Origin of the sequence: Baumannia cicadellinicola str. Hc (Homalodisca coagulata), assembly GCF_000013185.1 — a bacterium.
GTDB classification, from domain to species: Bacteria; Pseudomonadota; Gammaproteobacteria; order Enterobacterales; family Enterobacteriaceae; genus Baumannia; species Baumannia cicadellinicola_E.
This window is the reverse complement of sequence record NC_007984.1, coordinates 337,683-362,345: the sequence shown is the minus strand read 5'-3', so window position 1 is coordinate 362,345 and position 24,663 is coordinate 337,683. Positions and strand designations below refer to the sequence as shown.

At 30.1% G+C, this 24,663-nt stretch carries 36 protein-coding genes, 1 tRNA gene and 2 pseudogenes; 7 read left to right on the top strand and 32 right to left on the bottom strand.

The features are described 5' to 3' along the window. Positions 1-36: 36 nt before the first annotated feature. From rpsK to trxB, 31 genes are all read right to left on the bottom strand, one after another. Positions 37-426: a 30S ribosomal protein S11 gene (rpsK, locus tag BCI_RS01735; RefSeq protein WP_011520532.1), complete on the bottom strand. Its 390-nt coding sequence runs from the start codon at positions 424-426 to the stop codon at positions 37-39. Between the two features lie 24 nt (positions 427-450). Beyond that, positions 451-807: a 30S ribosomal protein S13 gene (gene rpsM, locus BCI_RS01730; RefSeq protein ID WP_011520531.1), complete on the bottom strand. Its 357-nt coding sequence runs from the start codon at positions 805-807 to the stop codon at positions 451-453. Positions 808-832: 25 nt separating this feature from the next. Further along, a complete protein-coding gene (rpmJ, locus tag BCI_RS01725; RefSeq protein WP_011520530.1) occupies positions 833-949 on the bottom strand; it encodes a 50S ribosomal protein L36 in 117 nt (38 codons plus the stop codon). Between the two features lie 37 nt (positions 950-986). After that, positions 987-2,321, bottom strand: coding sequence for a preprotein translocase subunit SecY (gene secY, locus BCI_RS01720; protein ID WP_011520529.1), 1,335 nt, complete (start codon positions 2,319-2,321; stop codon positions 987-989). A gap of 15 nt (positions 2,322-2,336) precedes the next feature. Further along, positions 2,337-2,768 (bottom strand): 50S ribosomal protein L15, encoded by a 432-nt coding sequence (gene rplO / locus BCI_RS01715; RefSeq protein WP_011520528.1) that lies wholly within the window; start codon positions 2,766-2,768, stop codon positions 2,337-2,339. Next, entirely contained in the window at positions 2,769-2,951 is a 183-nt protein-coding gene (rpmD, locus tag BCI_RS01710; RefSeq protein WP_011520527.1) for a 50S ribosomal protein L30, read from the bottom strand. It abuts the gene before it with no gap. 3 nt (positions 2,952-2,954) lie between these two features. Beyond that, the gene (gene rpsE, locus BCI_RS01705) at positions 2,955-3,458 is read right to left on the bottom strand and encodes a 30S ribosomal protein S5 (protein WP_011520526.1); all 504 of its coding nucleotides are present in this window, start codon (positions 3,456-3,458) and stop codon (positions 2,955-2,957) included. 11 nt (positions 3,459-3,469) lie between these two features. Then, entirely contained in the window at positions 3,470-3,817 is a 348-nt protein-coding gene (gene rplR / locus BCI_RS01700) for a 50S ribosomal protein L18 (protein WP_011520525.1), read from the bottom strand. Between the two features lie 13 nt (positions 3,818-3,830). Beyond that, positions 3,831-4,364, bottom strand: a complete 534-nt coding sequence (gene rplF / locus BCI_RS01695) for a 50S ribosomal protein L6 (RefSeq protein ID WP_011520524.1) — start codon at positions 4,362-4,364, stop codon at positions 3,831-3,833. Positions 4,365-4,378: 14 nt separating this feature from the next. Then, complete coding sequence (gene rpsH / locus BCI_RS01690) at positions 4,379-4,777, bottom strand: 30S ribosomal protein S8 (RefSeq protein WP_011520523.1); 399 nt, start codon at positions 4,775-4,777, stop codon at positions 4,379-4,381. A 32-nt stretch (positions 4,778-4,809) separates the two neighbouring features. After that, positions 4,810-5,115 (bottom strand): 30S ribosomal protein S14, encoded by a 306-nt coding sequence (gene rpsN, locus BCI_RS01685; protein WP_011520522.1) that lies wholly within the window; start codon positions 5,113-5,115, stop codon positions 4,810-4,812. A 22-nt stretch (positions 5,116-5,137) separates the two neighbouring features. Then, the gene (gene rplE / locus BCI_RS01680) at positions 5,138-5,683 is read right to left on the bottom strand and encodes a 50S ribosomal protein L5 (RefSeq protein ID WP_011520521.1); all 546 of its coding nucleotides are present in this window, start codon (positions 5,681-5,683) and stop codon (positions 5,138-5,140) included. A 23-nt stretch (positions 5,684-5,706) separates the two neighbouring features. Then, complete coding sequence (rplX, locus tag BCI_RS01675; protein ID WP_011520520.1) at positions 5,707-6,021, bottom strand: 50S ribosomal protein L24; 315 nt, start codon at positions 6,019-6,021, stop codon at positions 5,707-5,709. 11 nt (positions 6,022-6,032) lie between these two features. Beyond that, the gene (gene rplN / locus BCI_RS01670; protein WP_041574890.1) at positions 6,033-6,401 is read right to left on the bottom strand and encodes a 50S ribosomal protein L14; all 369 of its coding nucleotides are present in this window, start codon (positions 6,399-6,401) and stop codon (positions 6,033-6,035) included. Positions 6,402-6,555: 154 nt separating this feature from the next. Next, positions 6,556-6,810: a 30S ribosomal protein S17 gene (gene rpsQ, locus BCI_RS01665; protein WP_041574938.1), complete on the bottom strand. Its 255-nt coding sequence runs from the start codon at positions 6,808-6,810 to the stop codon at positions 6,556-6,558. A gap of 7 nt (positions 6,811-6,817) precedes the next feature. Beyond that, positions 6,818-7,009 (bottom strand): 50S ribosomal protein L29, encoded by a 192-nt coding sequence (gene rpmC, locus BCI_RS01660; protein ID WP_011520517.1) that lies wholly within the window; start codon positions 7,007-7,009, stop codon positions 6,818-6,820. After that, positions 7,006-7,419: a 50S ribosomal protein L16 gene (gene rplP / locus BCI_RS01655; protein ID WP_011520516.1), complete on the bottom strand. Its 414-nt coding sequence runs from the start codon at positions 7,417-7,419 to the stop codon at positions 7,006-7,008. The genes rpmC and rplP overlap by 4 nt, the downstream gene beginning before the upstream one ends. Positions 7,420-7,430: 11 nt before the next feature. Further along, positions 7,431-8,132 (bottom strand): 30S ribosomal protein S3, encoded by a 702-nt coding sequence (gene rpsC, locus BCI_RS01650; RefSeq protein WP_011520515.1) that lies wholly within the window; start codon positions 8,130-8,132, stop codon positions 7,431-7,433. Positions 8,133-8,148: 16 nt separating this feature from the next. After that, positions 8,149-8,481, bottom strand: a complete 333-nt coding sequence (gene rplV / locus BCI_RS01645; RefSeq protein ID WP_011520514.1) for a 50S ribosomal protein L22 — start codon at positions 8,479-8,481, stop codon at positions 8,149-8,151. Positions 8,482-8,511: 30 nt separating this feature from the next. Next, positions 8,512-8,790: a 30S ribosomal protein S19 gene (rpsS, locus tag BCI_RS01640; RefSeq protein WP_011520513.1), complete on the bottom strand. Its 279-nt coding sequence runs from the start codon at positions 8,788-8,790 to the stop codon at positions 8,512-8,514. 21 nt (positions 8,791-8,811) lie between these two features. Beyond that, a complete protein-coding gene (gene rplB / locus BCI_RS01635; protein ID WP_011520512.1) occupies positions 8,812-9,630 on the bottom strand; it encodes a 50S ribosomal protein L2 in 819 nt (272 codons plus the stop codon). A 19-nt stretch (positions 9,631-9,649) separates the two neighbouring features. After that, entirely contained in the window at positions 9,650-9,952 is a 303-nt protein-coding gene (rplW, locus tag BCI_RS01630) for a 50S ribosomal protein L23 (RefSeq protein WP_011520511.1), read from the bottom strand. Further along, positions 9,949-10,554, bottom strand: a complete 606-nt coding sequence (rplD, locus tag BCI_RS01625; RefSeq protein ID WP_011520510.1) for a 50S ribosomal protein L4 — start codon at positions 10,552-10,554, stop codon at positions 9,949-9,951. Before rplD ends, rplW begins: the two co-directional genes overlap by 4 nt. An 11-nt stretch (positions 10,555-10,565) precedes the next feature. Then, positions 10,566-11,204, bottom strand: coding sequence for a 50S ribosomal protein L3 (gene rplC, locus BCI_RS01620; RefSeq protein WP_011520509.1), 639 nt, complete (start codon positions 11,202-11,204; stop codon positions 10,566-10,568). Between the two features lie 25 nt (positions 11,205-11,229). Continuing rightward, the gene (gene rpsJ, locus BCI_RS01615; RefSeq protein ID WP_011520508.1) at positions 11,230-11,541 is read right to left on the bottom strand and encodes a 30S ribosomal protein S10; all 312 of its coding nucleotides are present in this window, start codon (positions 11,539-11,541) and stop codon (positions 11,230-11,232) included. Between the two features lie 335 nt (positions 11,542-11,876). Further along, positions 11,877-12,548, bottom strand: coding sequence for an arginine ABC transporter permease ArtM (artM, locus tag BCI_RS01610; protein ID WP_011520507.1), 672 nt, complete (start codon positions 12,546-12,548; stop codon positions 11,877-11,879). A gap of 21 nt (positions 12,549-12,569) precedes the next feature. Beyond that, positions 12,570-13,265: an arginine ABC transporter permease ArtQ gene (gene artQ / locus BCI_RS01605; protein WP_011520506.1), complete on the bottom strand. Its 696-nt coding sequence runs from the start codon at positions 13,263-13,265 to the stop codon at positions 12,570-12,572. Beyond that, positions 13,262-13,990: a transporter substrate-binding domain-containing protein gene (locus BCI_RS01600; protein WP_011520505.1), complete on the bottom strand. Its 729-nt coding sequence runs from the start codon at positions 13,988-13,990 to the stop codon at positions 13,262-13,264. The genes artQ and BCI_RS01600 overlap by 4 nt, the downstream gene beginning before the upstream one ends. Before the next feature lie 20 nt (positions 13,991-14,010). Then, positions 14,011-14,739 (bottom strand): arginine ABC transporter ATP-binding protein ArtP, encoded by a 729-nt coding sequence (gene artP, locus BCI_RS01595; protein ID WP_011520504.1) that lies wholly within the window; start codon positions 14,737-14,739, stop codon positions 14,011-14,013. A gap of 175 nt (positions 14,740-14,914) precedes the next feature. Beyond that, positions 14,915-15,133: a translation initiation factor IF-1 gene (gene infA / locus BCI_RS01590; protein WP_011520503.1), complete on the bottom strand. Its 219-nt coding sequence runs from the start codon at positions 15,131-15,133 to the stop codon at positions 14,915-14,917. A gap of 114 nt (positions 15,134-15,247) precedes the next feature. Continuing rightward, positions 15,248-16,207 (bottom strand): thioredoxin-disulfide reductase, encoded by a 960-nt coding sequence (gene trxB / locus BCI_RS01585; RefSeq protein WP_011520502.1) that lies wholly within the window; start codon positions 16,205-16,207, stop codon positions 15,248-15,250. 259 nt (positions 16,208-16,466) lie between these two features. Between trxB and BCI_RS03365 the strand changes: the two are divergent. From BCI_RS03365 to serS, 4 genes and pseudogenes are all read left to right on the top strand, one after another. Next, positions 16,467-16,946, top strand: a pseudogene (locus tag BCI_RS03365) (DNA translocase FtsK 4TM domain-containing protein); the annotation flags it as partial. A gap of 204 nt (positions 16,947-17,150) precedes the next feature. Continuing rightward, positions 17,151-18,380 (top strand): annotated as a pseudogene (locus BCI_RS01580) (DNA translocase FtsK); the annotation flags it as partial. Between the two features lie 122 nt (positions 18,381-18,502). Next, entirely contained in the window at positions 18,503-19,129 is a 627-nt protein-coding gene (gene lolA, locus BCI_RS01575; protein ID WP_011520500.1) for an outer membrane lipoprotein chaperone LolA, read from the top strand. 149 nt (positions 19,130-19,278) lie between these two features. After that, complete coding sequence (gene serS, locus BCI_RS01570) at positions 19,279-20,571, top strand: serine--tRNA ligase (protein WP_011520499.1); 1,293 nt, start codon at positions 19,279-19,281, stop codon at positions 20,569-20,571. 22 nt (positions 20,572-20,593) lie between these two features. On the opposite strand, the gene BCI_RS01565 is transcribed toward serS, so the two are convergent. After that, positions 20,594-20,680: transfer RNA gene (locus BCI_RS01565), tRNA-Ser, on the bottom strand. 234 nt (positions 20,681-20,914) lie between these two features. Here BCI_RS01565 and BCI_RS01560 point away from each other — a divergent pair. The 3 genes from BCI_RS01560 (at position 20,915) to ruvC (ending at position 24,658) form a co-directional block, all read left to right on the top strand. Next, complete coding sequence (locus tag BCI_RS01560; protein ID WP_011520498.1) at positions 20,915-21,649, top strand: phosphatase; 735 nt, start codon at positions 20,915-20,917, stop codon at positions 21,647-21,649. A gap of 224 nt (positions 21,650-21,873) precedes the next feature. Then, positions 21,874-23,643 (top strand): aspartate--tRNA ligase, encoded by a 1,770-nt coding sequence (gene aspS / locus BCI_RS01555; RefSeq protein WP_011520497.1) that lies wholly within the window; start codon positions 21,874-21,876, stop codon positions 23,641-23,643. A 493-nt stretch (positions 23,644-24,136) separates the two neighbouring features. Continuing rightward, positions 24,137-24,658, top strand: a complete 522-nt coding sequence (gene ruvC, locus BCI_RS01550) for a crossover junction endodeoxyribonuclease RuvC (protein WP_011520496.1) — start codon at positions 24,137-24,139, stop codon at positions 24,656-24,658. The last annotated feature ends 5 nt before the right edge of the window (positions 24,659-24,663 follow it).

The following is a 24,663-nucleotide window of genomic DNA, read 5'->3' as shown; positions in this document are numbered from 1 at the left end:
CAATTTTATTAAATAGGTTAGTTCTTTATTTATAAATTATACACGGCGCTTTTTAGGTGGACGACAACCATTATGAGGAATAGGTGTAACATCAGTAATATTAGTTATACGAAAACCAGCAGCATTTAATGCTCTTACAGTTGATTCACGACCTGGACCAGGTCCTTTAACCATTACTTCTAAATTTTTAATACCATAATCTTTAACCGCTTCTGCACAACGTTCGGCGGCTACTTGTGCAGCAAATGGAGTAGATTTACGAGAACCACGAAAACCAGAGTTACCAGCGGTAGCCCAACCTAAAGTATTACCTTGACGATCAGTAATTGTAACAATTGTGTTGTTAAAAGAAGCATGAATATGAGCTATACCGTCTACAACCTGTTTTTTAATATGCTTACGTGCTGCTAAAATTGTTTTAGCCATAATCTATTGACCTTTCTAAAAAGACTATTTCTTTATCGGCTTACGTGGACCCTTACGAGTACGAGCATTAGTTTTAGTACGTTGACCCCGTACCGGAAGACTACGACGATGACGTAAACCACGATAAGTACCAAGATCAATTAAACGCTTAATGTTCAAAGTAACTTCGCGTCTAAGATCGCCTTCAATAGTAAATTGGGTAATTACATCACGTAGAGTATCTATTTGCGTTTCTGATAGCGTACTAAGTTTAGTATTTTGAGGAATACCTGTAGCATTGCAAATATACTGTGAACGTTTTATACCTATACCATAAATTGATGTTAATGCAATAACAGTATGTTTGTGATCAGGGATATTAATACCGGCTATACGGGCCACTATGTACTCCTAATAATTTTTATAGTTAACCTTGACGTTGTTTATGTTTAGGATCAGAACTACAAATTACACGAATAATACCATGACGCTTAACAATTTTGCAGTTACGACACAATGTTTTGACGGAAGTACGTACTTTCATTTTATTCTCTGTAATTTTATTAGTTCACCGTTATGCGTTATGAACGGTTAACAGATTTTAAGTTAGCTTTTTTTAAAATAGATTCATATTGACATGACATCATAAGAGTTTGTATTTGAATCATCAATTCCATTATGACTACAACAACAATTAATAAAGAGGTTCCTCCAAAATAAAAAGGAACATTCATTATATCCCGCATAAATTCTGGAATTAAACAAACTACTACCATGTAAATAGCACCAAATAAAGTAAGACGATTCGTAACTATATTTAAATATTTGGCAGTTTGTTCTCCTGGACGAATACCTGGAACAAATGCACCTGATTTTTTTAAGTTATTAGCTGTATCTCGAGGATTAAAAACTAATGCTGTATAAAAGAAACAAAAAAACATAATAGCAATAGCGTATAGCAAAACATAAATAGGTTGATTTGGTTGTAAATATAAATAAATACTATTTAACCATCTCCAACGAGTAGTACCACCGAACCAGGATGCTAGAGTAGCTGGAAATAAAATAATACTAGCAGCGAAAATAGCAGGAAGAACACCAGCTATATTTACTTTTATAGGTAAATGCGTATGTTGTGCTGCATAAATACGACGTCCTTGTTGACGTTGAGCATAATTAATAATTATACGACGTTGTCCACGTTCAACAAAAACAACTACAAATGTAACAATAAAAACTATTATTCCAATTAATAACAAAATAATAAATGGTAAATCACCTTGTCGTGTTAGTTCAATCGTCTTACTAATAGCTGAGGGTAGACCTGCTATAATACCCGTAAAAATAATAACAGATATACCATTACCTAGACCTCTTTCAGTAATTTGATTACCTAACCACATTAAAAACATAGTACCACATAGTAAGCTTATAACGGCAGTAGAATAAAACAATAATCCAGGATCAATGATTATCTGGTGTATTCCAGACATTGTTGTAAAACTATTAGCAATACCAATTGACTGTAGTATCCCCAATAATAACGTAACATAGCAAGTATATTGTCTAATTTTACGACGGCCAGATTTACCTTCCTTTTTTAAATCAGCTAGTGTAGGGTGGATAACTGTTAGTAAATGAAGAATAATTGATGCTGAAATATAAGGCATAATACCTAATGCAAATATAGAGGCACGATTCAAGGCACCACCTGAGAACATATTAAATATTTCAATAATTGTACCTTTTTGCTCTTCAAGTAACTGACTTAAAATCGTCGTATTAATACCAGGTATAGGGATAAACGTACCTATACGAAAAACAACTAGTGCTCCTAATAGAAAAAAAATACGACATCTTAATTCAGCAAACCAAATTTTCGTGTTTTTAGAATTGACTCCTAGGTTTTTAACCATTAGCTACTTTATTCCTCATTCTATTTTTCCACCAGCGGCTTCGATAGCTAACTTGGCTCCTTTACTTACACGCAAACTACGTACCGTAATAGCGCGTTTAATATCACCAGTTAATATAATTTTAACCCATTTTATCTTTTTTGGAATAATATTTGCTTTTTTGAGCGTTTTTAAATCAATCAAGTTATCTTGTAATTTTGATAGATCTGCAAGACGAATTTCTGTTGTTACCGTAGCTTTACACGACGTAAAACCAAATTTTGGTAAACGACGGTATAAAGGCGTTTGACCACCTTCAAAACCACGATGTATACTACATCCTGAGCGTGCTTTTTGTCCTTTATGACCTCGGCCACTAGTTTTACCTAAGCCAGAACCAATACCACGTCCTAGACGCTTAGAAGAATGTTTTGCGCCTTTAGATGGCGATATAGTATTTAACCGCATCTATTGTTTTTCAACCTTTACCATATAAGAAATTAAATTAATCATACCTTGTATTACAGGATTATCTTGACGTTCAACAGCATGACCAATACGACGTAAGCCTAAACCAGCTAGAGTAGCTTTGTGTTTGGGTAAACAACCAATAGAACTACGTGTCTGAGTTATTCTAATATTTTTTATCATTAACTACCTCAAAATTTCTTCAATAGTTTTACCACGTTTAGCTGCTATCATTTCCGGTGATTTCATTTTATTTAGAGCATTTATAGTAGCTCGTACAACATTAATAGGATTAGTAGAACCATAAGTTTTAGCTAAAACATTACGAATTCCTGTAACTTCTAAAACTGCTCGCATAGCACCACCTGCTATAATACCAGTACCTTCTGAAGCTGGTTGCATAAATACACGAGAACCTGTATGTACACCTTTAATTGAATGTTGTAAAGTTCCACCACTATTAAGTACAATAGTGGTCATATTACGTCGTGCCTTATCCATAGCTTTTTGTATTGCGGTAGGTACTTCACGAGCTTTACCATAACCAAAACCAACACGACCATTACTATCACCAACAACTGTTAGTGCAGTAAAACTGAAAATTCTGCCACCTTTTACAGTTTTAGAAACTCGGTTTACCGCAATAAGTTTTTCTTGCAAATCACTTATTTGCTTTTCTATATGTACCATATTAGATAATCCTAAAAATTTAGTCCTACTTCACGTGCGGCTTCTGCTAAAGCTTGGACTCTACCATGATATTGGTATCCAGAACGATCAAAAGAAACATTATAAATACCTTGTGCTAAAGCTCTTTCTGCTATTTTTTTGCCTACAGCTACTGCTGCTTCTTTATTGCCTGTATTTTTTAATTGATTTGCTATCATTTTTTCAACTGTAGAAGCAGCTATTAGAACTTTAGAATTATGTGGCGCAATAATTTGTGCATAAATATGACGAATAGTACGATGTACGACTAAACGAGTAGAATTTTGCAGTTTGTGTCGTGTACTAGCAGCACGACGAAGACGAGCCTTCTTCTTATCCATTCACTACTTACCTTTACTTTTTCTTAGCTTCTTTGGTATATACTATTTCTTCCGCATAACGAATACCTTTACCCTTATAAGGGTCAGGGTGACGATAGGAATGTAGATCTATAGCAACTTGACCAAGAGCTTGTTTATCAGCACTTTTTAGTATTATTTCAGTTGGACTAGGACATTCTGCAGTAATATTCATAGGTAATTTATAATTAATAGTATGAGAGTAACCCAAAAATAAACTAATAACATGATTATTCAAAGTAATACGGTAACCTACACCTATTAGCTGTAGCTTTTTAGTAAAGCCTTGTGTTACACCAATTACCATACTATTTAATATAGCACGTGTAGTGCCTGCAAGAGCCCAACCATGAGTATAATTATGACGTGGAACAAAAGTTAACTGATCATCAATTTTTTGAATTGATACTGCATTATTAATAGTATGCGTTAACTCACCATTATCACCTTTTATCGTAATTTTTTGCCCGTTAATTTCAACTCCTACATTCGGAGGAATATTAATAGGTAATTTTGCAATACGAGACATACTTTAATTCCCAATTAAGCTACATGACAAATAATCTCACCACCAAGACCAGCTTGACGAGCTGTATAATCAGTCATTATACCTTTAGAAGTAGAAATAATAGCAATACCCATACCTCCCATAATATTAGGTAATGCAGTTTTTTTTCTATAAATCCGCAAACTAGGACGACTAATACGCTGAATATTTTCTATTACAGGCTTTCCTTGGAAGTATTTTAGGAAAATTTTTAATACTGGTTTTTTTTTAATATTTCCTTCAACTTTATAATCTTTAATAAAACCTTCTTCTTGAAGTAAACGAGCAATTGCAACTTTTAGTTTAGATGAAGGCATAAATAATATTGTTTTATGAGCAGTTTGACCATTACGAATACGAGTCAACATATCTGCTATAGGATCTTGCATACTCATTTAATTAGTTCCATAAATGTTAATTAGTTATATCACCAACTTGCTTTCCTTAAGCCAGGAATTTCTCCACGCATAGCAGCTTCACGTACTTTAATACGGCTTAATCCAAATTTACGTAAAAAAGCATGTGGCCTACCTGTTTGGCTGCAGCGATTTCTTTGACGAGATCGACTAGAATCACGTGGTAATTGCTGTAATTTGATAATAGCATTCCAACGTTCTTCAGAAGAAGAATGTATATTTGATATAATTTGCTTAAGTTTAATACGTTTTGCAAAAAATTTTTTTGCTAATATTATCCGCTTAAATTCGCGTGCCCTGATAGACTGCTTAGTCATTAGTAGTTTATACCTATTTCTTTTATTTATTTTTTCTAAATGGAAAGTTTAAGGCTGATAATAGAGCATATCCTTCATTGTTAGAATTTGCAGTCGTAGTAATTGTAATATTCATACCACGAACACGATCTATTTTATCATAATCAATTTCTGGAAAAATAATTTGCTCTACAACTCCTATCGAATAATTACCGCGACCATCAAATGATTTTATAGAAAAACCACGAAAATCACGAATGCGTGGTATTACAATCGAAATTAGTTTATCAAAAAATTCCCACATACGTTTACCACGTAATGTTACTTTACAACCTATAGGATAACCATGACGAATCTTAAAACTAGCAATAGATTTACGGGCTTTAGTAATAATTGGTTTTTGACCTGAAATAGCAGTTAAATTAGCTACAGCATTATCTAAAAGCTTTTTATCAGTAACTGTTTGACCAACACCCATATTTAAAATAATTTTTTCGATATTAGGAACTTGCATCCTAGACTTATAACTAAACTGATTAATTAATTTATCAATTACTTGTTCCTGATAAATATCAGATAATTTTGCCATTTTACTCTTAGCTCCTAACTAGACTAATTAATAGTTTGACCATTCGATTTAAAAACACGAACTTTTTTGCCATTAATAGTTTTAAAACTAACGCGATCTGCTTGATTCATCTTGGTATTAAAAATAGTAAGATTAGAAATATGAATAACTGATTCCTTCTCAATAATACCTCCTGTTTTATTAAGTGCAGGAACAGGTTTTTGATGTTTTTTAACAATATTAATTCCTGATACTATTGCTTTACCAAGTGAATAAATAGCTATTACTATACCACGTTTGCCTTTATACTTACCAGTAAGTACTATTACTTCATCAGTACAACGAATTTTTGTTGCCATACTTTTATTCCTTAAAGAACTTCTGGTGCTAAAGAGATAATTTTCATAAATTTTTCTATACGTAGCTCGCGAGTAATAGGTCCAAAAACTCTGGTACCAATAGGTTGTTCATTATTATTCAATAATACACATGCATTTCCATCAAAACGAACAATAGAACCATCTGGACGACGAACTCCCTTTTTAGTACGTACTATCACAGCCTTTAGAACATCACCTTTTTTTACTTTACCTCGAGGAATAGCTTCCTTAATAGTAATTTTTATTACATCACCAATACTTGCATAACGACGGCAAGAACCACCTAAAACCTTAATACACATTACACGACGGGCTCCTGAGTTATCAGCTACAGTTAGCATAGTTTGTTCTTGAATCATACTTTTACTCCAAAAGAAAATGATACAACTAAAATTAGAAGTAAAATGATATCTCTTGATAAGGAATATTTTATTTATATGTAAATTGATTTTATAAATATAAAAACGGTTCAATGCATGAACCGTTTTTATAACCTAAACTTATATTTTTTATTTAACAAATAGCTTTTTCTATAATACGGATAAGTATCCAGGATTTAGTTTTAGAAATAGGACGACATTCTTTTATTTCAATTAAATCACCAATATTACAAGCATTATTTTCATCATGGGCATGAATTTTAGTTGTACGTTTTATGTACTTACCATATATAGGATGTTTAATAATACGTTCAATTGCTACTACAATTGATTTATCCATTTTATTACTAACGACACGACCTTGTTTAATACGAATATTCTTTTTTATATCCACATTATACACCAGTATTATCAGTTAATAATGTTTTAACACGCGCGATTTTATTACGTACTTTTTTTAATAAATGAGTTTGCTGTAGTTGACCACTAGCAGCTTGCATACGTAAATTAAATTGTTCACGAAATAAACCTAGTAATTCTATATGTAATTCTTTCGTGTCTTTATCACGTAACTCTTGTTTAATCATGATAATATCATCTTATTTGCAAAAGTAGTTTTCATTGGTAGTTTAGCTGCTGCTAGTCTTAAAGCTTCGCGAGCTAGCTCTTCTGTCACTCCGTCTATTTCGTATAATATTTTTCCAGGCTTAATTAAGGCAACCCAATTTTCAACATTCCCCTTACCTTTCCCCATACGTACTTCTAGAGGTTTTTCAGTAATTGGTTTATCTGGAAAAATACGAATCCAAATTTTTCCTTGACGTTTAATAGCACGTGTTATAGTACGACGTGCAGCTTCTATTTGACGAGCTGTCAGACGACCACGATCCACCGCTTTTAAACCAAAAGTACCGAAGTTAACATTCGTATCCAATGCTAAGCCACGGTTACGGCCTTTTTGCATTTTACGAAATTTTGTTCGCTTTGGTTGTAACATTAGCGATTACCTCACTTACGGCCTTTACGTTGCTGAGTTTTTGGTGGAGTAATAGATTCTATTGTTGGTTCTACTGCCATCATACCATCTAATATCTCACCTTTAAAGATCCAAACTTTTACTCCTATAACACCATAAGTAGTATGAGCCTCAGATACATGATAATCTATATCGGCACGTAAAGTATGCAAAGGCACACGACCTTCACGGTACCACTCTGTACGTGCTATTTCTACGCCACTTAAACGACCACTAACTTCGACTTTAATACCTTTAGCACCTAAGCGTATAGTGTTTTGTACAGCACGTTTCATAGCACGACGGAATATAACACGACGTTCTATTTGTGAAACAATACTTTCAGCAACAAGTTTAGCATTTAGTTCTGGTTTACGTACTTCAGCAATATTAATCTGCGATGGAACACCAGCAATTAAAGAAATAGACTTACGTAATTTTTCAACATCTTCACCTTTTTTACCAATTATAATACCTGGACGTGCCGTATGAATAGTAATACGAATACTTTTAGCGGGACGTTCTATAACTACTCGGGAAATAGAGGCTTTAGTTAGTTCACTAGCAAGAAATTGACGAACCTTAAAGTCGCTATTCAGGTATTGAGCGAATTCTTTTTTATTCGCATACCAAGTAGAGTTCCAATATTTAATAATCCCTAAACGGAATCCATTAGGATGGACTTTCTGACCCATTATTAATCTCCATATTTTAACGATCAGATACAACAACTGTAATATGGCTAGTACGCTTAAGGATATGGTCTACACGACCTTTAGCACGAGGCATAATGCGTTTTATGCTTGGTCCAACATCAACAAATATTTTTGCTATTTTAAGATCATCAACATCAGCACCATCGTTATGTTCAGCGTTAGCAATAGCAGACTCTAATACTTTTTTTACTAAATTAGCTGCTTTTTTATTAGTATAAGTTAATATTTCTAGTGCTTTAGATACTTCTTTTCCTCTAATTAAGTTAATTACTAAACGTAATTTTTGGGCAGAAGAATTTGCGTAACGATGTTTAGCAATAGTTTCCATTTATTTAACCTTTATTTATAAGCTAGAAAACTAATACTTTTTAGCTTTTTTATCTGCTGTATGACCGCGATAAGTCCTTGTTGGTGCAAATTCACCTAGTTTATGACCTACCATTTCATCAGCTACAAAAATAGGTATATGTTGTCTTCCATTATGTACTGCGATAGTCAAACCTATCATTTGTGGAAAAATTGTCGAACGACGAGACCAAGTTCGAATAGGTTTTTTATCGTTAGTTTTTACTGCTTTCTCTACTTTTTGTAATAAATGTAGATCTATAAAAGGGCCTTTCTTAAGCGAACGTGGCATCCATTAATCCTCTAGTTGTTATTAGCTACGACGGTGCACAATAAACTTATCAGTGAGTCTATTATTACGCGTCTTTTTACCTTTAGTTTTTTTTCCCCATGGAGATACGGGGTGCTTTCCAAAATTACGACCTTCACCACCTCCATGAGGATGATCAACTGGATTCATTGCAGTACCACGTACTGTTGGACGAATACTACGCCAACGATTAGCACCAGCTTTACCAAGAACACGCAGCATATGTTCAGCATTACCAACTTCACCTAAAGTAGCACGACATTCAGAATGAATTCTGCGTATTTCACCTGAACGTAACCGTAAAGTTACATATTTATAGTCACGGGCTATAATTTGTACACTTGCACCAGCAGATCTAGCTATTTGACCACCTTTACCTGGTTTTATTTCTACATTATGTACTATAGAACCAAGAGGTATATTTTGTATTGGTAGAGTATTACCAGTTTTTATTGTTGCATGATGACCAGATATGATTTGGTCACCTACTTTTAATCCTTTTGGAGCTATAATATAACGCCGTTCACCATCTTGATACAAGACTAAGGCTATATTAGCTGAACGATTTGGATCGTACTCTATTCTTTCTATTTTTGCTGCAATATTATCTTTATTACGTTTAAAATCTATGATACGATAACGTTGCTTATGGCCACCACCAACGTGACGTGTGGTTATATGACCATTATTATTACGACCACCTGATTTACTTATAGTTTCTAATAATGGAATAAATGGTTTTCCTTTATGTAGTTCAGGATTAACTACTTTAATTACATGACGCCTAGCAGGCGAAGTAGGCTTACATTTTACAATAGTCATTTGTTTTTTGTTCTCCGACTTACTTTGCGCCGTTTATCAAAGTAAAATTTTGTCCTTCATATAAAGTAATATATGCTTTTTTCCAGTTACTACGAAAACCAATACGTTTTCCGTGACGTTTTGTTTTACCTTTAACGATAATTGTATGTATCTCTTTTACTTTTACTTCAAATAACTGAAGTATCGCTTGTTTAATTGCAGCTTTAGTAGCTTTTTTATCAACTTTTAATACTAGAATATTATTTTTTTCCATTACTGCAGAGGTTTTTTCAGAAACATGTGGAGCACATATTACTTTAAGTAAACGATTGTCATAAATCATATCAATCTTTCCTCGATCTGTTTGATCGAATTAGCGGTAATAATTACCTGATCAAAAGTTACTAAGCTAATAAGATTAATATTAGCAATATCACATATTTCTACTGTATAAAGATTACGCGCTGCTAAAAGTAAGTTTAGTTCTAAAAGATGCGTAATAATGAGTACTTTTTTCAGAGTAATTTTTTTTAATTTATCGACTAATAGTTTAGTTTTTGGTGCTTGAATACAGAACTGCTCAACAACAATTAAACGTTTTTGTCTAATTAATTCAGAAAAAATACTTTTTAAAGCTCCACGATACATTTTCTTATTAATTTTTTGGCTATAATCTCTAGGTTTTGCTGCAAAGGTAACACCACCAGACCGCCAAAGCGGACTTTTTACTGTCCCTGCACGTGCTCGTCCAGTACCTTTTTGACGCCATGGTTTTTTGTTAGAACCTACTACTTCAGCACGACTTTTTTGAGCATGGTTTCCTGATCTTGTATGAGCAGCATATGCTACAATTACTTGATGTATCAAAGCTTCATTAAATCTATACCCAAAGATATTATTGGAAACAGTCAAAGACTTTTGCGTATCTTGTAATACTAATTCCATTAGATATATCCTTAATGCGATAGTTTAATTGCTGGTTTAATAATTAGATCATTTCCTGGCGCTCCTGGAATTGCACCTTTTATAAGTAATAAATTTTTTCTTAGATCAATACGTATGATATCTAAATTTTGAATTGTTACACGTTTATTACCCATATGTCCGGCCATCTTTTTTCCTTTAAAAACTTTACCAGGAGTTTGGTTTTGACCTATAGAACCAGTAACGCGATGCGATAATGAGTTTCCATGACTAGCATCTTGCATATGAAAATTCCAACGCTTAACTGTACCTGAGAATCCTTTTCCTTTAGATGTACCAGTAATATCTACTTTTTTAATATTCGTAAAATATTCTAATGTTAGAATTTCACCAATATTAATTGGTTTTTCTTCATGTTTAAGACGAAATTCCCATAAACTACGACCTGCTTTAGTTCCAGCTTTTGCAAAGTGACCAGCTTCCGGTTTAATAACTAAGTTTGGTTTTTTAGTCCCTGTAGTAACCTGATAAGCATAATATCCATCTGTCTGGATAGATTTTACCTGAGTTATTATGTTTGGTTCTACTTGTATAATAGTTATAGGAATTGATATACCTTCATCAGTAAAAATACGCGTCATCCCTATTTTACGTCCAATTAAACCTTTCACTAATTTGGATTCCTTTTCATATTTATTATCCCAAGCTAATTTGTACATCAACACCAGCAGCTAACTCTAAACGCATCAAAGCATCAACTGTTTTTTCTGTTGGTTTAACTATATCAACTAAACGTTTATGAGTACGAATTACATACTGATCCCTTGCATCTTTATTAACATGCGGAGAAATCAAAATAGTAAAATGTTCTTTGCGTGTTGGTAAAGGAATAGGACCATGTACTTGAGCACCGGTACGTTTAGCTGTATCAACTATTTCTGCTGTTGACTGATCAATTAAACGATGGTCAAACGCTTTCAACCTAATACGTATTCTTTGGTTTTGCATAATACCAGCGCTCCAATTAAGAATTTTATAGCTAATTTTAGCTTTATAATTAAATTTTAACGAAAATATTAAATTAATGAGTATATATATAAATAGTTCTAGCTTACTAGATTACGTTAATTGCTTACTAGAAGCAAGAAAAAGTTCGTAAGAGAGACACAATCAAGATATACAGCTATATCTTGATTATTTTCTATCTTTCATATCAAATAAACCTATTGTTTAGTAGGATTTATTAATCATAAACATGATACTTTCTAGCTTTAGAAAGTACTAACATAAACAGTATTTTATTACAAGATAATCATATATATGATTATTTTATTTCAACTAAATTATTGATTATGATGTAACTCAAAGCGTAAAATACGTTGTTTAATATAATGTATTAATATTTTAATTATTGAAATAATTAAACAATAGATAATACCAGTAACTATAAAGACTTTAATATCATAAGTTCTGCCATAAATTAATTGGCTATAACCCATAACATCCATAATTGTAATTGTATAAACTAAAGAAGTACTTTTTAATACAAGTATAATTTCATTCGAATAAGCATTTAAACTTCTTTTCAGAGCAAGTGGCATTAAAACAAACAAAGATTGTTTTTTATCCATACCAAGCGTAGTACAAGCATGCCATTGTCCTAAAGGTATAGCTCTTATAGCTCCTACAAATAATTGTGTACTATAAGCAGTGCTATTTAATGCTAAAGCTAGCATAGCACATAACCAAGGTTGTGATAATAAAGACCATACCCAAGGAGAATATAAATCGACAAATTGTCCTGGACCATAATAAATTAAAAATAGTTGTATTAAAAATGGAGTGCCAGTAAAAACTAAAATATATATTTTAACTAAATATGATAATATTGGTATATTTAAAATAATGATTGTAGTAAATATTAAAGCTAATACTAATGCTATTAAAACTGCTGCTATCATTAATGATAGACTATTTGGTAAACCAAATAATAATGTAATGAAATAATTAAACATTAGAACATAATCTATGTTTATCTAAACTATTTTGCGCTGTAAAATATATATTATACCTTGGCTAAAGAGTGCAATTATTAAATAAATCATTGCCGATACTATATACCATGTATAAGGTTTATTTGTAATTATAATTATATTTTTTGTTTGTAGCATTAAATCATTTACGCTAATGAGAGATACTAGTGTAGTATCTTTTAATAAAACTAACCATTGATTACCTAATCCAGGTAAAGCATACCGCCATATTTGAGGTAAAATTAAGCGAAAAAAAATAACAAAATTATCCATACCTAATGATTGACCTGATTCCCATTGGCCTTTTGATATTACTTTAATCGCTCCTTGTATTGTCTGATATGCATAGGCTGCATATAATAAAGCTAATGATATTACACCACATGAAAATGGGCTAATGTTAAGATTAACAACAAAAAAACCCAAATGCATGTCCATCATGCACTTATTTATATAATAAGTAGCTATTAATAATAACTGTGATATTCCTAAATATATAAATAATACTACTAATATTTCAGGTAATCCATATAGTATAAATAATAATATTTTACATAATAATCTTAACCATTTTAAAAATTTCAGTTCTTCTATAAGAGCTAAACTAATAGCTAAAATTAAACCTATAATTAGAGCACATATAGCTAGTTTGAGAGTAGTAACTGCAGCATTGGTAAGAAGAAACAGAAATTCTTTCATTGAAACCATTTTTGGTAAATTATTTGATAAGTACCATCTTGTTTAATGCATGCTAAAGCATGATTTAAGTTTGCTAATAAAATATTATTATCTTTACGTATGGCAATACCAAAACCTAAACCAAAATAAGATTTATCAGTAATTTTATTGCCAACAGTAATTAGACTATTATCTTTTTTTAACCATTGATTAATTACAGCTGCATCACCAAAGATGCTATCTAAACGTTCACTTTTAAGATCTAAAATTGCATTATGATAGCTATCATAAGCTACTATTTTTATAGATGGATATTTATCTACTAAATACTTTTGATATGTAGATCCATTTAATGTTCCAATTTTATGGATCATATTATTTTTTACTAAAAATAATTTATCTTTTTTAGTAATAAAAATTGCATTATTAGTATAATATGAATTGGTAAAAATTACTTCATTCATACGTACAGGAGTTATATCTATACCAGCTATGACAGCATCACAACGTTTATAATTTAAACTAGGAATTAAACTTTCAAAAGACTGATTTGTAAATGTACATATTTTATGCATATTTTTACATAATGCATTTGCAATATCAATATCAAATCCTTGGATTTGATTATTAGTACTTATAAATTCAAATGGTGCATAATTAGCATTAGTAATAAAATGTAATGTATTAACATCATTAGAAAAACTAATGAAAATAACTGACAATAATATTATCATTAATTTATTCATTTTGACTACCTTAGTATCACTTAATGTGATAAAAAGTAAGCAAAATTATTTGTATGTGGCCAAGAAAAATGACTAGCATCACCTTTTTCTATAATTTTGCCCTTTTCTATATATAACAAGTAACTAGCTATTTTACGAGCTAATTCAATTTCATGAGTAACAATAACCTGAGTAATTCCTGTTTGCGATAATTCAAGGATAATACTTACTATTTGTGCTGTAATTTCTGGATCGAGTGCAGCAGTTGGTTCATCAAATAATAAAATTTTTGGTTGCATCATTAATGCACGAGCTATTGCTACTCTTTGTTGTTCACCACCAGATAGATGTAAAGGAAATCGTTCTGCAAAATTAGTAAGCTGTAATCTATTGAGTAATTTATCAGCACGAGCATTAGCAATTTTACGAACTAATCCTTGTACTCTACAAGGAGCTTCAGTTAAATTTTGTCTTACTGTTAAATGAGGCCAAAGGTGATATTGTTGAAAAACCATACCAACCTTCTGACGTAATAAACGAATAGTCTTAATATTAGGTCTATTTTTAAAATCAAAATAATAACCAGCAATATTTAAATTGCCCGTACTAGGAATTTCTAGTAAATTGAGTATTCGTAATAATAAACTTTTACCTGCACCACTTGGGCCAAGTAAAACTAATATTTCTCCAGACTTACAAGTAAAATTAATATCAAATAGTATTTGATCTATTCCATAAAAAAAATTAACTTGATTAAGTTCAATACTCATTTATATAGTAACATATTTTATATTAATGAAAAATAAAATAATTATTAATTATGCAATCTAATTTTTTAATTAGWAAATTTTTAATTTAAAGATATTTATTTTTTTAGAAGCTAAAAGACAAGTTATAATTTATCCAAATATAAAAATAATCTATATTTTTATAACAATTAAAAAATTAGCGGCTACGAAACGTAATTCGGCCTTTTTTTAGATCATATGGAGTTAACTCTACTGTCACTTTATCACCTGTTAATATACGAATGTAATTTTTACGCATTTTACCAGATATATGTGCTGTAACTATATGACCATTTTCTAGTTCGACCCGAAATACAGCATTAGCTAATGTATCTAATACTATACCTTGTATTTCAATGCTTTCTTCTTTTGTCATATGAATCCTAAATATAGTTATTATAGTACTAATTATACTTTTAATAAAAATATGGTAGATTAATTTTTAAATTGCTGAAGAATTTAGATAGATAAATTATACTCAAAAAATCTACTATTTATTTTGGGTATTTATGTAACGTTGCGCATCTAAAGCTGCCATACAACCAGAACTAGCAGCAGTTATTGCTTGACGATAATTTTTATCTATAACATCACCAGCAGCAAATACACCTGGTACAGATGTTGCAGTAGCATTACCATTAATACCTGCTTGTACTTTAATATAACCATTTTGTAAAACTAGTTGGTTTTCAAAAATTGTAGTATTAGGACTATGTCCTATTGCAATAAAAACTCCTGATACAGCTAAAGTTTCTAACTTATCAGCATTGGAATGCTGTAATTGTATGCCGGTTACCATACTTTTATCACCTAATATGTTCTGAACTATTTTATTTTTATGGATAATAATATTACCAAAATTAACTTTATACATTAGTCTATCCATTATTATTGGTTCAGCACGAAAAATTTCACGACGATGGATAAGATGTACTTCTTTAGCTATATTAGATAAGTAAAGGGCTTCTTCTACAGCTGTATTACCACCACCAATAACTGCTACTTTAAGGTTACGATAAAAAAAACCATCACAAGTAGCACAAGCAGAAACTCCTTTACCTTTATATTCGTTTTCCGATGATAAACCTAAATAACGTGCAGATGCTCCAGTAGCAATAATAAGTACATTACAAGTATATTCTGTTGTATGATCTCCTTTTAGGGAAAAGGGATACTGTTTTAAGTTAACTTTTATTATATTATCAGATATAATTTCTGTATTATATTTAGTTGCATGTATATGCATACGTTCCATTAGTATGGAACCTGTTAAATCTTTTGAATCTCCGGGCCAATTTTCTACTTCAGTAGTAGTTACTAGTTGACCACCTTTTTCTATCCCTGTGATTAAAACTGGATTAAGATTAGCACGTGCAGCATATATAGCTGCAGTATATCCTGCTGGTCCAGAGCCTAATATAATTAGATTATTATGTCTTATGTTATGCATATTTTATCTTATCTCAAATAAAGTAGTATATTTTAACTTAAAATATTAAATAACTGATATTTTTTAAAAAATTAAATAATTAATATAAATTAATAACAATTTAAATTGTATTTAGATTAAAATCCATAATTGACTTATATTAAATGTTATTTCATTATTAAATAATTTGATTGATAAATTGGAGCCCTTGGTTTTGAACCAGGAATCTATACAACATAGAACATTCTTTCTATATAAAATTAAAAATCAGTTATTACCAATGATAATACTAGCTATAGTTAGTATTTTAGTATTGTATTTAATAGTAATTCTTATTAGTTTTAGTGCTGATAATATATGCCAGTTAAAAATTAGTTCCTACGTTCAGGTTCATAACTTAGGTGGGAAAATTGGAGCATATTTAGCCAAAACTTTATTAGTATATTTTGGTATAATAGCATATATTATACCATTTAAAATTTTATTTTATAGCTATTTCATCTTTTTAAATCGTTATAAAATAAATTTATTAACTATAACTTTTAAGTTTATCTGTTATTTAATATTACTTTTTACATCCTGTAGTTTAGTTACTCTTTATATAAAAAATTTATATAATTTTCCATCTGGTGGATTAATTGGCTACTTTTTTAGTAGTACCTTATTGCATTGGTTTGATAAAATACAAACAACAAAATTATTATTAATAAGTCTAATTATTAGCATATTATTAATAGTAGATAATTTATTAAAAAATATTATAAAAAAAATCACTAATTTATTAATTCTATTAACTAAACTAATAGTTAGTAGAATCATTTATATTTGTAATAAAAATTTAAGCAAAAAAAAATTAGATAATAAAAAATTAAATAAAGCTAAAAAATTACATTGTATAAATCACATAACTAAATATCCTTTAACTATAAATCGCAAAAAATATCTAATAATCAATGCTAATAGTAACCAATCTACATCGGAACAACATAATTCAATAAACAAAAAGATCGCTAAAATAGATAATTATTTTAATAAATCTTCTATAAAATTACCTACAATAGATCTATTAACTAATAATTTAAAAGATAAACCTAAAACTGATATAAGTCTTTTAGAGCAAACAGCAAGTTTAATAGAAAACTGTTTAGCTAGTTATCATATACAAGTAAAAGTAGTAGGAATATTTTCAGGACCAGTTATTACCCGTTTTGAGTTAGATTTAGCACCTGGTGTAAAAGTATCTCGTATTTCTAGTTTAGTTTTAGATCTAGCCCGTGCTTTATCAACAAATAAAGTACATTTAGTAGAAATTATTCCTGGTAAACCTTATGTAGGTTTGGATATTGCTAATAAGCAACGCCAAATAATTTCTGTACGTGAAGTATTTAATAGTGAACAGTTTCGTAATGTCACTTCACCATTATCTTTAGCCTTAGGAAAAAATATTATTGGTAATACAGTTATAGTTAATTTAATTGATATGCCTCATTTATTAGTAGCAGGTACTACCGGATCAGGAAAATCAGTAGCCATCAATGCTATGATTTTAAGTATGCTATATAAAGCTACACCAAAAGAAGTACGTTTTATTATGATTGATCCTAAAATGTTAGAATTATCTATTTATCAAGATATCCCGCATCTTTTAACAGATGTTATTACAAATATGAATAATGTAGCTAATGTATTAAATTGGTGTATTGGCGAAATGGAAAGACGTTACCAATTAATGTCTACAATTGGGGTACGTAATTTAACTAATTATAATAAATATCTTCAAGCAAAAAAATTATCAAAGTATACTAAGATTAATACTACAGAAATATTACCATATATTGTAATAATAATAGATGAATTAGCGGATTTAATGATGATTATGGGGAAAAATATCGAAGAACTAATTATTCGTTTAGCACAAAAAGCTAGAGCTTCTGGTATTCATTTAGTGCTTGCTACACAACGTCCATCAGTAGATGTAATTACTGGTCTAATAAAAGCAAATATTCCAACTCGTATTGCTTTTGCTGTATCTAGTAAAATAGATTCACGAACTATTTTAGATCAATCTGGTGCAGAGTCTTTACTTGGTATGGGAGATATGCTTTATCTTGCTTCTAATTCTTCATTACCCATACGAGTGCATGGTGTTTTTGTACAGGATGAAGAGATATATGCAGTAGTTAACTACTGGAAAAAAATAGCCAATAATTCTTAATTTTTTCTTATCTGTAACAACGATCTAAAAATTTAGTAGGTCTACATACTAATATTAGTATAGTATACTGTATTTATTACTATGATATAATAATATAGATTATGTTTATTTTTCATAAAAAGTTCAGTAAAATAATACTACTAGTATATTTATTTATACCTACTCAATGCGTTTTTGCAAATAATACTAATATATTACGACATCGCTTAACTGAAATTCATAATTTTTACGCTGACTTTATTCAAAACACAACAAGCTCAGAAGGCATGTTAATACAAAAAAATATAGGTAAAATATGGATAAAATTGCCTAATTATTTTAAATTACAAATGATATCACCAGATGAAAGTGTATTAATTTCTGATGGAAAAACACTATGGTTTTATAATCCATTTGTTGAACAAGTAATGATAAGTTGGTTAAAAGAAATAATAAATAATACTCCATTGTTACTAATTGTTTATAACCGTAATTCAGATTGGAAAAAGTTTAATGTAAAAAGACAAGGAGATAATTTTATATTAGTTCCTAAACTAAATTTAGGATCTTTCAATAAAGCAATAATTAATATTACCTCAGATGGAAAAATAAAATCTTTTTCTTCTTTTGAATCAAATGGTCTATGTAATACTTATATATTTAACTACCAGAATAAAAAAGTAATAAATATTGATGAATTTAAATTAAAATTACCATTAGGTATTACTTTAGATGATCAACGAAATTAATATTTAATCTTGTTAAAATTAAAGTATGATTTATCTTAATAAAAAGATAGCTTTTAGCTCTAAAAACTGATTATAGAAAAATATACATTATATATAATAATTATATCTTAGTATATTACTTTAACCAAATAAAAAAGATGTAGGTAAATATGCTTGATCCATACTTATTACGTCATGATATAAAAATAGTAGCTAAAAAATTAGCTAGCAAAAATTTTTTATTAGCGGTAGATAAAGTTAATCAACAAGAAGCACTCCGTAAACAATTACAAATTAAAAAAGAACATCTACAATTTATACGTAAGTCAAAATCAAGAATAGTTAATCTGGCAAAAGCTAACGGAGAAAATATTACTATACTATGTCAAGAAATTAATCAAATTAATGAACAATTAAAACAAACAAAATCAGAACTATCTTCATTAAAACAATTAATTAATGACTATATGCTTTTATTACCTAATATTCCAGCTGATGATGTACCTTATGGTAGTGATAAAAAAGATAATATTGAAATAAAACGCTGGGGTGAACCACGTAAGTATAATTTTCCAATAAAAGATCATGTTAATTTAGGTTATATAACGGGTAATATAGATTTTACAGCTGGGGTAAAACTAGCTGGAACACGTTTTGTCGTAATAAGGGGACAAATTGCTCGTTTATACCGCGCACTATCACAATTTATGTTAGACTTACATACTCAACAACATGGTTATGAAGAGTACTATTTACCATATTTAGTTAATCGCACTTCGTTATATGGTACTGGCCATTTACCTAAATTTTATGAAGATTTATTTCATATACAATCTATAAATAAAGAAAATATATCAAATATTTATACTTTAATACCAACAGCAGAAGTACCATTAATTAATCTACTACGTGATAAAATTTTTGATGAAAATATTTTACCTCTAAAAATGACAGCTAATACACCATGTTTTCGTGCTGAAGCAGGCTCATATGGACGTGATACACATGGTCTAATCAGAATGCATCAATTTGATAAAGTAGAGATGGTTCAGGCTATTAAACCGGAACATTCGATGATAGCACTAGAAGAAATGACTAAGCATGCTGAAAAAGTACTGCAATTATTAAATCTACATTATCGTAAAGTCTTATTATGCACAGGCGATACAGGTTTTGCATCAAGTAAAACTTATGATCTAGAAGTATGGCTACCATCACAAAACATTTATTGTGAGGTATCTTCTTGCTCTAATACTAGTGATTTTCAAACACGCCGTGTACTTGCACGTTATCGTAATAAAAAAGATAAACAATTACGTTTTTTACATACTATAAATGGTTCTGGTTTAGCTATTGGTCGTACTCTTATTGCCATACTAGAAAATTACCAGTTAGCAGATGGAAGAATTGAAGTACCAAAATCACTAAGATCATATATGCAAGGATTAACTATACTTGGATAGTTATTAGTTATCCATTAATTGTCGGTGAGAGAGGGATTCGAACCCTCGATACAGTTTAATATATACAAGCTTTCCAAACTTGTTCCTTAATCCACTCGGACACCTCACCATAACTATTTATTTTATCTAGAATAGTTAATTGTATAACTAGGTAAATTCTTAACGTGAATTTTATCTAATCTAAAACATCTTGTATATACATAAAGTATATGATATTTTACATATAAAAGCTACTTTTCATAAAGTCATAAAGTATTAAATTATGCTGTATATGAAATGCATACTATAATCAAAAGAAATTACTAATAATCCGTTTCAAAAATTTTTTCATAAAGGATAATGTATGTATCCCGTGGATCTACATGTACATACTATTGCTAGTACTCATGCTTATAGCACACTACAAGATTATATAGCTGAGGCTAAACAAAAAGGTATAAAATTAATTGCTATTACAGATCATGGTCCAGATATGGTTGATTCTCCACATGAGTATTATTTTATAAATATGCGTATTTGGCCACGTATTATTAATGGTATTGGTGTGTTACGTGGTATTGAAGCTAATATTAAAAATATTAATGGTGATATTGATTATACCAATAAATTTACTAAACTTGATTTAGTTATTGCAGGTTTTCATGAGACGGTTTTTCCACCACAAGATGTTAAAACGCATACAACTGCTATGATTGCAACTATGGCACAAGGTCAAGTACATATTATTAGCCATCCTGGTAATCCAAATTACCCTGTTGATATTTCTGCTATAGCTACAGCAGCCGCACGTTATCAGGTTGCATTAGAACTCAATAATTCTTCTTTTACTCATTCAAGAGTAGGTAGTGAACCTAATTGTCGTGCAATAGTAGCAGCTGTTCGTGATGCTAATGGTTGGTTATCTCTTGGATCTGACTCTCATATCTCTTGGTCATTAGGAAATTTTCATCATTGTCAGCGTATTTTACAAGAAGAATCATTTCCAATAGATCGTATCCTTAATGTTTCTCCACAAAGAGTTTTAAGTTTTTTACAACAAAAAAACAAATGTATCATTCCTGAATTTAATAATTTTTAAAGAATAAATAGAATTATAGCTGCCGTAGTAAAATATTAATTTTGTTCTATTAAAATTATCTATTATATAGATAGATGAATTTAGTAATAATTAATTTGATGAACAAAATCAATTATATTTAATGAACGATATCTATTTAAAATTAGCTTTTTCGATTTTATCTTTAATCAAATATTTTCATAATATTGATTTTTTATTAATCAATAAAAAGGACCATATTCTTGATGCGTACTATATACTGCGGACAACTAAATAAATCACATCTTGGGCAAGAAGTTATTCTATGTGGTTGGGTTTATCGCTATAGAAATCTTGGTCGCTTAATTTTTATTGAACTTAGTGATAGAGAAGGCAGAGTACAAGTTGTTTTTGATTTAACGCATCCAAGTATTTTTTCTAATGCGGCAAAATTACGTAATGACTTTTGCATACAATTACATGGTATTGTACGTACTCGTTTAGATAAACAAATTAACTATAATATAACAACGGGAGAAATAGAAGTTTTAGCTACAAACCTTACTATACTGAATAGTTCACAACCACTACCATTAGATATTAACTTTCATAATAATGAAGAACAACGATTAAAATTTCGCTATTTAGATTTACGAAATCCGGAAATGGCACAACGCCTAAAATTACGCGCCAAAATTACTAGCTTAGTTCGCCATTTTATGGAAAAGAAAGGTTTCTTGGATATAGAAACACCAATGCTAACAAAAACTACTCCAGAAGGAGCTCGTGACTACTTAGTACCAAGCCGTGTTCATAAAGGACAATTTTATGCACTACCGCAATCACCACAATTATTTAAACAATTACTTATGATATCAGGTTTCGATCGTTATTATCAGATTGTTAAATGTTTTCGTGATGAAGATTTGCGTGCAGATAGACAACCTGAATTTACTCAAATAGATGTAGAAGCGTCATTTATAAACGCAGAACAAATATGTAAAATAATGGAAGATTTGGTTCGTCATTTATGGCGTGAAATTCAAGAAGTAGAACTAGAAAATTTTCAGTATATGAGCTATACGGCAGCTATGTATCGTTTTGGTTCTGATAAACCTGATTTAAGAAATCCTATTGAAATAGTTGATGTAGTAGATTTAGTTAAAAATACTACATGTACAATTTTAGCTGATATAGCTAAGGATATTAAAAACCGAGTAGTAGCACTACGCGTACCTAACGGTGCTAAATTAAGCCTTAATGATATTAAAAAATACGAGAAGTATATTCAAACTTATGGTATTAAATTTATTATATGGATGAAAGTTTATCAGGGCAAAGACGGAGTAAAAACAACACAAAGTTCTATAACAAAATATCTATTACCAGAAGATATAATGAGTATTATAGAACGTACTGGAGCTTGTGATGGTGATATTTTATTCTTTGCAGCTGGTAATAATAACATTATTAACAATGTGATGGGGGCTTTAAGAATTAAGTTAGGTTGTGATCTAAAATTAAATAGAGAAAATAGTTGGGCTCCGCTATGGATCGTAGATTTTCCCATGTTTGAGAAAGATGATGAAGGTAATTTACATGCTGTACATCATCCATTTACGGCACCTAAAAACATTGATATACCAACTCTATTACAATATCCATTAAAAGCAAAAGCTAATGCTTATGATATGGTAATTAACGGATATGAAGTCGGTAGTGGTTCAGTACGAATTCACTGTGCTGAGTTACAACAAACTATATTTAGTATATTAGGGATGACTAGAAATGAACAATCCTCAAAATTTGGTTTTTTCATTGATGCATTAAAATATGGTGCTCCTCCCCATGCTGGTTTTGCATTTGGTCTTGATCGCCTTGTTATGCTACTAACAAGTACAGAAAATATACGCGATGTAATCGCATTCCCAAAAACTACTACTGCTATAGATCTAATGACAGAAGCTCCTAGTATAGGTAATACTATAGCATTAAAAGAGTTATCTATCGAGATTCTTGATAAGAATAAAATTTAAATAGGCAAAAAGTAATAATATATATTATTTATTATATTATATAATAGTAAATTATTTACTAAATGTAGTACTTACTTAAAGTAGTAAAAAATAAATAATATAAATCTTTATTATAAATTAAATTAGCTTAGAATAGCTATTCTAAGTAAAAGAGAATCTTCATCACTAGCATAACAATACACTAAAAAGTCGCATTAATTATATACTTTATGTATAATATATCTATTATATTAATTTATAATAAATTAAAAAATAACAGCTAATTAATAATTAAAGTTTATTTTTGTTGTAAAATTTAATTGTTAGTTGAATTTTAATAAATGTTGTTTCATATAGACATAGTCACTATCAAATCTATATATTATCTATTTTAATGTTGGAATATTATATTAACGTAACAAATATTTTTACCAAGTTATATGATTTATATCGCGAATACCATGAGTAAAATATTTATTATTTATAATAGTAAAGACAAAAATATGGTTAACTCATGACTATAGTTCTTGGTATTGATCCAGGTTCACGGATTACTGGTTATGGTGTTATATGCAAGCAAGGAAAAATACTTAGCTATTTAGCTAGTGGATGCATCAGAACGAAAACAAATGATTTTCCTAATAGGTTAAAACGAATATATATCGATGTAAATCAAGTTATTACTCAATTTAAACCATTAGTATTCGCTATTGAACAGCTCTTCATTGCTAAAAATATGAATTCTGCACTAAAGCTTAGTCAAGCACGTAGTGTCGCTATTGTAGTAGCAATGAATAATAATATCCCAGTATTTGAATATGCTGCACGGCAGGTAAAAAAAACATTAGTTGGAATTGGTTCTGCGGATAAACACCAAGTAAAACATATGGTACGTACTATCCTAAATTTATCTAATAATCCGCAAACTGACGCAGCAGATGCATTAGCTATCGCTATTACTCATTGTTATATTAGTGAAAATACTAATCGTATAAGTAGTAAAAATCTTATTCTTGCTAGAGGTCGACTACGTTAGTTAAC